General features: G+C 68.5%; 5 protein-coding genes and 2 pseudogenes. 3 read left to right on the forward strand and 4 right to left on the reverse strand.

Translation table 11 applies throughout. From position 1 onward, the window contains the following. The 3 genes and pseudogenes from ACIQOV_RS24555 to ACIQOV_RS24565 all read right to left on the reverse strand — a co-directional run. Positions 1-892: pseudogene (locus ACIQOV_RS24555) on the reverse strand (hypothetical protein); the annotation flags it as partial. Continuing rightward, on the reverse strand, positions 889-1,533 hold the full coding sequence (locus ACIQOV_RS24560) for a hypothetical protein (RefSeq protein WP_401051792.1): 645 nt from the start codon (positions 1,531-1,533) through the stop codon (positions 889-891). The pseudogene ACIQOV_RS24555 and the gene ACIQOV_RS24560, both read right to left, overlap by 4 nt. Further along, positions 1,530-1,793, reverse strand: a complete 264-nt coding sequence (locus ACIQOV_RS24565) for a hypothetical protein (RefSeq protein ID WP_401051794.1) — start codon at positions 1,791-1,793, stop codon at positions 1,530-1,532. The genes ACIQOV_RS24560 and ACIQOV_RS24565 overlap by 4 nt, the downstream gene beginning before the upstream one ends. A 529-nt stretch (positions 1,794-2,322) precedes the next feature. On the opposite strand from ACIQOV_RS24565, the gene ACIQOV_RS24570 reads away from it, so the two are divergent. From ACIQOV_RS24570 to ACIQOV_RS24580, 3 genes are all read left to right on the forward strand, one after another. Further along, positions 2,323-3,171: a GntR family transcriptional regulator gene (locus ACIQOV_RS24570; protein ID WP_401051797.1), complete on the forward strand. Its 849-nt coding sequence runs from the start codon at positions 2,323-2,325 to the stop codon at positions 3,169-3,171. Next, the gene (locus ACIQOV_RS24575; protein ID WP_401051800.1) at positions 3,168-3,851 is read left to right on the forward strand and encodes an HAD family hydrolase; all 684 of its coding nucleotides are present in this window, start codon (positions 3,168-3,170) and stop codon (positions 3,849-3,851) included. The genes ACIQOV_RS24570 and ACIQOV_RS24575 overlap by 4 nt, the downstream gene beginning before the upstream one ends. 123 nt (positions 3,852-3,974) lie before the next feature. Then, positions 3,975-4,502: a DUF6932 family protein gene (locus tag ACIQOV_RS24580; RefSeq protein ID WP_401051802.1), complete on the forward strand. Its 528-nt coding sequence runs from the start codon at positions 3,975-3,977 to the stop codon at positions 4,500-4,502. Between the two features lie 1,062 nt (positions 4,503-5,564). Here the strand turns inward: ACIQOV_RS24580 and ACIQOV_RS24585 are convergent. Continuing rightward, a pseudogene (locus ACIQOV_RS24585) lies at positions 5,565-5,648 on the reverse strand (transposase); the annotation flags it as partial.

A 5,648-nucleotide genomic window follows, 5' to 3' on the forward strand; every position in this document is an offset into this window, starting at 1 on the left:
AGGGCAGCGGGAGGGTGAGGGCGGGGAACGGGTCGTCGGGCATGCCCGGCCACAGATCGACCGGCGCCGGCAGCGCGCTCAGCTCCGCCACCCGGGCCCTCGCGTTCAGCCGCTGGGCCAGCAGCTCGGCCGTCAGACCCGGCACGGTGACACCGTGGACGTACTCCCACGCGATCCGCCACGCCTCGTCCGGCGACAACGCTCCGTAAGCGGCGGCGGACAGCAGGCGGTCCGCGACGGCCCGCACCTTCGGGTGGTGGTCGGCGCGGCGGCGGGCGTGCTCGGCCCGCTCCTTCGCCTGCTTCTTCTCGGCCGTGGTCGGGCCGCGGCCGCCGTGGGTCTGGAGGTCGGTGAGCCAGACGGCGCCGATGCTGGACAGGGCCAGCACGGCGGCGACCCATCGGGCGTCGGTGTACTGCTGCCAGCCGTGGGCGAAGTTGATGCCCGCGGCCACGGTGCCGGCCGTCCAGGCACCGAGGCGGTAGGTGTGGGTGGAGCGTTCGCCCTCGGCCTGGGCGCCCATGGCGACCAGCGCCCACGCGCCGCCCTCCAGCATCGCGGCCAGCAGCACCGCGAGCAGCACCGCGACCTTGGCGTGGTCGAGCGCGGTGACCTGGGAGACCACGGCCGGCACGATCGAGCACGCCTGCACCAGCCGGACGAACGCCCGCGCCGGGTTCGCCGTGACCCAGCCGGTCACCCGGCCGAAGCGCGCGGCCCGCGCCGCCCGCCGCCGCTCCCGCGCCTGCTCGGCGGCGCGCTGGTCGGCCTGGCGCCGCTGACGGGCCGCCTCGGCATCCAGCCGGCGCTGCTCGCGCTCCTCGCACCGGTCCGCCCGGTCGTCGGCCCGGACGGCCTGCTGGTCGGCGCGGAAGTCGTTCAGCCCGCTCACTGCTGCCACCCCGCCTTCGGGAAGAGCCCGGCGGCCGCGGCGGCCTGCCCGCAGGTCAGCCGCCCGCGCCGGTCCAGGGCTTCGGCGAGGCGAGTCACCCGGTCCCACAGCGTGTCGAGCAGGGCGTCGGTGTGGTCGTGCAGCGCGGCCAGGTCCCGGCACGGGTCGTCAGAGGCCCCGAAGGTGACGTTCCGGCCGGAGGCCTCGTACACGGCCCGGTAGATCTCGCGGCGGTCGTTGATAGCGCTGAGTTCGGTCACCCATCCGCGCCGGGTGGTCCACCGGCCGGTCTCCCGCAGCCACCGGTCCTGGGCCCGCTCGCCGGCGGCCAGCATCGTCAGGCCGGTGCGGAGCGGAGCCGAACAGGGACCGAGGACGACCGCCCCGCCGCTACCGGCCCGGTCCGGGACCAGACTGAGGTCGTCACGGATGAAGACGGCCTCGAACGGGATCCCGGAGTGCAGCAGGACCAGGACGTGGCCGGCCTCGTGCGTGGCGAAGGCACGCCGCAACTCGTCCACCGGCAGGTCCAGAGCCTCGGTGACGCCCGCACCCGACGGCAGCTCCGGACGGGGATTGCGCATGGTCATCCCGTTCCGGGCGTCGAAGCGCCAACTGGTGCGGTTCATGGTGCTGTTCACGCCGCCACCCGCTCGACGCTGGTGGTGCGGCGGATGACGACCGGGCGCCGCAACGGCACCGGCGCCACGCTCAGCAGCTGCTCGGCGTAGGCGGCCAGCACCGGGTCCTCCCGACGCAGGTCCGCCAGGATGCCGTCCGCCGCGTCCATGCGGGCCTCGCGCTCGATCACGCTCTCGCCGGGCACCCCGGTGAACAGCCGGGTGAACTCCGAGTCCACGACGAGACCGAGCGCCAGCTCGGCGAACTCGTCCTCGTTCAAGGCCGTTTGGCCTGCAACAATCGACCGCACGGGTCTACCTCTTCTCTCGATGGGGGCGGGCCCGAGGGCCGCCGCGCGATCCTTGGCCGGGAGCGCGGCGGCCCAACTCACGCGGGCACAGCTACTCGCAGTGCACGAGCAGCCATGGCCACGGCCCAACCGCGAGCGGAAGGGCCGGGCCAAAGTCACTCGTTCACAAGCACGGGCCCCGGCAGAGCGGGGCCCGGTGTGCCGTCCTTTCGGGATGTGCTCCCAGGCATGGACGGCGTTGACCTTTCGGTCTCCAGCCATCCGGACTGCCAAGGCGCCGGTTGCCTCGGCCCGATCTATCCCGGGCCCCTTCACCCTGGGCGCGGCGGTTGCCGACCACTCGCGGGTGCATTCGTGCAGCTCAGAGCAACCCAAAGAAGGCCCCTCTGTGTCGCCCTGTCTCACTTGGTGCGACACCCACAACATAGACAACCTGCTTGGGCAGGTCAAGAGAGTTGGGTTTCTCGCGCCTGTTGGGCACCTCCCCTAGCATTGGCGTATGGCCCTAGACCCGGATGACTCTCGCCCCCCGTATCAGCAGGTCAGCAGCTCTCTGCGGGCCTCGATCCTCACGAAGAAGCCCGGCTTCGAGACAGGCGACAAGCTGCCTTCCGGTCCCGAGCTGGCGAAGCACTTTGGCGTGGCGCGCGGCACGGTGGACAAAGCGCTCGACCTGCTCCGCACCGAGGGACTGATCGTGACCCGGCAGGGGAGCGGCTCATTCGTACGGGAGAGGACGTCCCGGCCGGTCGGGCTGCGACCGCACCTGGAGGCGGCCTTCGAGCAGCAGCAGGTGACTCTCGACTTCGCCGGGTTCTCCAGCGAGACGCTGCACAACGCGCTGCAGGAGCCGCTCGACAAGGTCCGCTCCGGCCGGCTGGCACCGGAGTCCATCACGGTCCGCCTGCTGCTGCCGGACACCACGGCGCCGATGGCGGTGCCGGTCCTGGTCGACGGGCTCCAGGACGAGGCCGTCCTCCGGCAGCGCGCCCGCAACATCGCCCTGACGAACGCCGGCGGCATCGCGTACTCGGTGGAGATGCTGGCCGAGCTGGGCCTGGTCCAGAAGGCGAGCGTCCAGGTCAAGGTGCACCGGGCGTCCAGCCTGTTCAAGTTGTACATCCTGAACCGGGCGGAGGCGTTCTTCGGCTTCTACCCGCTCCGCGAGCGCACCGTGGCGATCGATGGCGCCGACCACACCTTCTACGACGTGACCGGCAAGGACACCACCCTGTTCCACCACGCCTCCGGCCCGGACGACGCCTCGCTCGGCTCGCAGTACGTCCAGCAGGCCCAGATGTGGTTCGACAGCGTGTGGAGCACGATCGCCTACGAGCGGCAGCCATGACCGCCAGCCCTCAGCAACTCGCCGACGTACTGCGGCCGGTGAAGCACGTGCTCCTCGACTTCGACGGCCCGGTCTGCTCGGTCTTCGCCGGCCTCCCGGCCCGGGAGGTCGCGCGCCGACTCCGTGAGGGCCTGCTCGCCGCGGGCGAGCAGGCCCTGGGAGTGGAGGAGGAGAACGACCCGCTCGCCCTGCTTCGCTTGATCTCGGACGCCCGCCCCGATCTCACGGCGAGCACGGACGCCATGCTGGCCGCACTGGAGGCCGAAGCTGTCCGGGTCGGTCGACCGACCCCGGGCGGAGAATCGGTTCTGCGTGCGTCTGCCCCCTCCGGTCGGTTGGTTTCGGTGGTCAGCAACAATGCGAGCCCGGCCATCGAGGCCTACCTCGCCGAGCACGGTCTCAGCGACTACGTGGGCGGCGTCTTCGGGCGCGTCCTGGGTGACCCCTCCTCCATGAAGCCGAACCCGCGCCTCCTGCTTGAAGCCATGGAGGCTGCGGGCACCAGGCCGGAGCACTGCATCTTCATCGGCGACGCGGCCCGCGACGTCGAGGCCGGGGAGGCCGCGGGCGTCCCGACCATCGGCTTCGCGAACAAGCCGGGCAAGGGTGCCAGGCTGGCCGCTGCGGGGGCCGTGGCGATCGTGGACTCGATGCAGTTCATTGCAGATGCGCTCAGCTAGACGGCACGGGCAGCCCACGCCGTCCGAACAGCCGATAACGCTTCAGTGTGCAATCTGGGCCTCCGATAGGGGCTGGCAGTAGGCTGCCCAAGCCGCGCATCACCCCGTGAAGAGGAGCAACCAGTGATCCCTGTGCTGAGCTCCGATCACGGCTATCTGCCTGTAGGCCGCTACGCGGCCACGCGAGACGAGGTCATCGACCGCTTCGTCCTGCATGAGGATTTCGAAGGCTCTTCAACCCGACAAGCGCTCTGGGATGAATGGGAGCGTCACCTCATGTTTGTAGAGGCCGCTCTCGGAACGATGCCGCGTGCCTGGCTCGCTGGCAGCTTTGTCACCCAGAAGGCCGAACCTGCAGACGTCGATGTCTTCTACGGATTTCCTGCCGACTGGTACGACCGGCTTGACCAACAGGATGTCGACAGCCTCGCAGATCTGCTGGAGCACTCTTGGTGTCGAAGCCACGGCATGCGGGTCGATGCATACGCCGTTCGACTCCCGGACAGCGTCCATTTTGATGATCTTCGAGCAGGGCAGCTCAGCGCGAGGAATATCCAGGCTTTCCAGTCGCTGGGTCTCTACGATGAAATCTGGCAACGCTCGCGCAGTGGGATTGCCGTCCGTCGCGGATACCTGGAGGTGCAACTATGACGCAGCCAGAGATTCCGCGCGACAAAGCGGCCCTGCGAGCTTGGCTCCGCGAACAGCGAGCTACAGGCGACCGCCAATCGAGACCTCACGTCACTCACAGAGAGCTTATGACCCAACAGTGGCGGGCACTTCAGGCTGCCGCTGGCTTCGCGACACGCAGCCTGACAGCAGAAACTGAGGGTAGCCAGTCAGCTGCTCCCTCCGAGGTCAGGGACCGGCGACGTCTCGACTTGGCCCTTGATGGCGGACAGGTTGAAGGACACGAGGCTCCCATCACCCTCCTCGGAAGCTTCTTTACGTCTCTCCAGAACACTGTTACGTCGGTGGCTCAGGCCTTGACGGGCGCGCCAACCGCGGCGGCGCCCATCCCTGGCCATATTCAGGGTGCAACTTTGCTTCGCTCGGCACCCGCGTTTCCATCGTCCTACGGTGTGCACCTTTATGGCCCCGCCCAGAGCTCTCCGGCCCATACCCAGGATGATCTTTTCGGATCAGCTGCAGATTCGCCAGCATCGTCTCTGCTTGATGACGCTGTGGCAGCGATCTTTGAGATTGCCGAAACTGCTCAATCCGCACCTGGTGATGAGGATTTGCCTGACGATCGACTGGCGGACCGCGTGGTACCGCTCGGGCAGCGAGCTGTAAAGCATCTCGGCACGCTCTCAGGCTTGCTCGCGGAGGCGGGTGTCAACCTCAGGCTCTCCTGGGAACCCGGAACCGACCGTGCTCGTACCTGCACTCTTGACCGGCACGGTGCAGCTCGGTTGAAGCTTCTGAGCGACCGAGTGGACTTCGGAGAAACGACAACAGAGATCATCGAGGGGCTGCTTGTCGAAGCCAGCATGCGCCGCGGTTCGGTGGAGATCCAAACTCGAACAGGACGCCTAATCGCAGCCAGAACCGCTGAAGAGGTTACGACGCGACTGGGTGACGATCTCCTGGGGAAGCCTGTCGAAGCTACAGCGACCGTCACAACCGTTCGCTACACAGCAGGGCGCGAGAGGCAGGTCTACACCGTCACAGACCTACGCCCAGCAGAGTCGCGTAGTGACTAGTGCCGCATCAGGCAACGTTGGCCCTGGCGACGACTGCGCGTAGGCGTTCGTCGGCGGCGTGCTTGTTCCGCCAGATGATGTAGCGGCGGAT

It is taken from the genome of Kitasatospora sp. NPDC091257 (assembly GCF_044757675.1).
Taxonomy (GTDB): domain Bacteria; phylum Actinomycetota; class Actinomycetes; order Streptomycetales; family Streptomycetaceae; genus Kitasatospora; species Kitasatospora lactacystinica.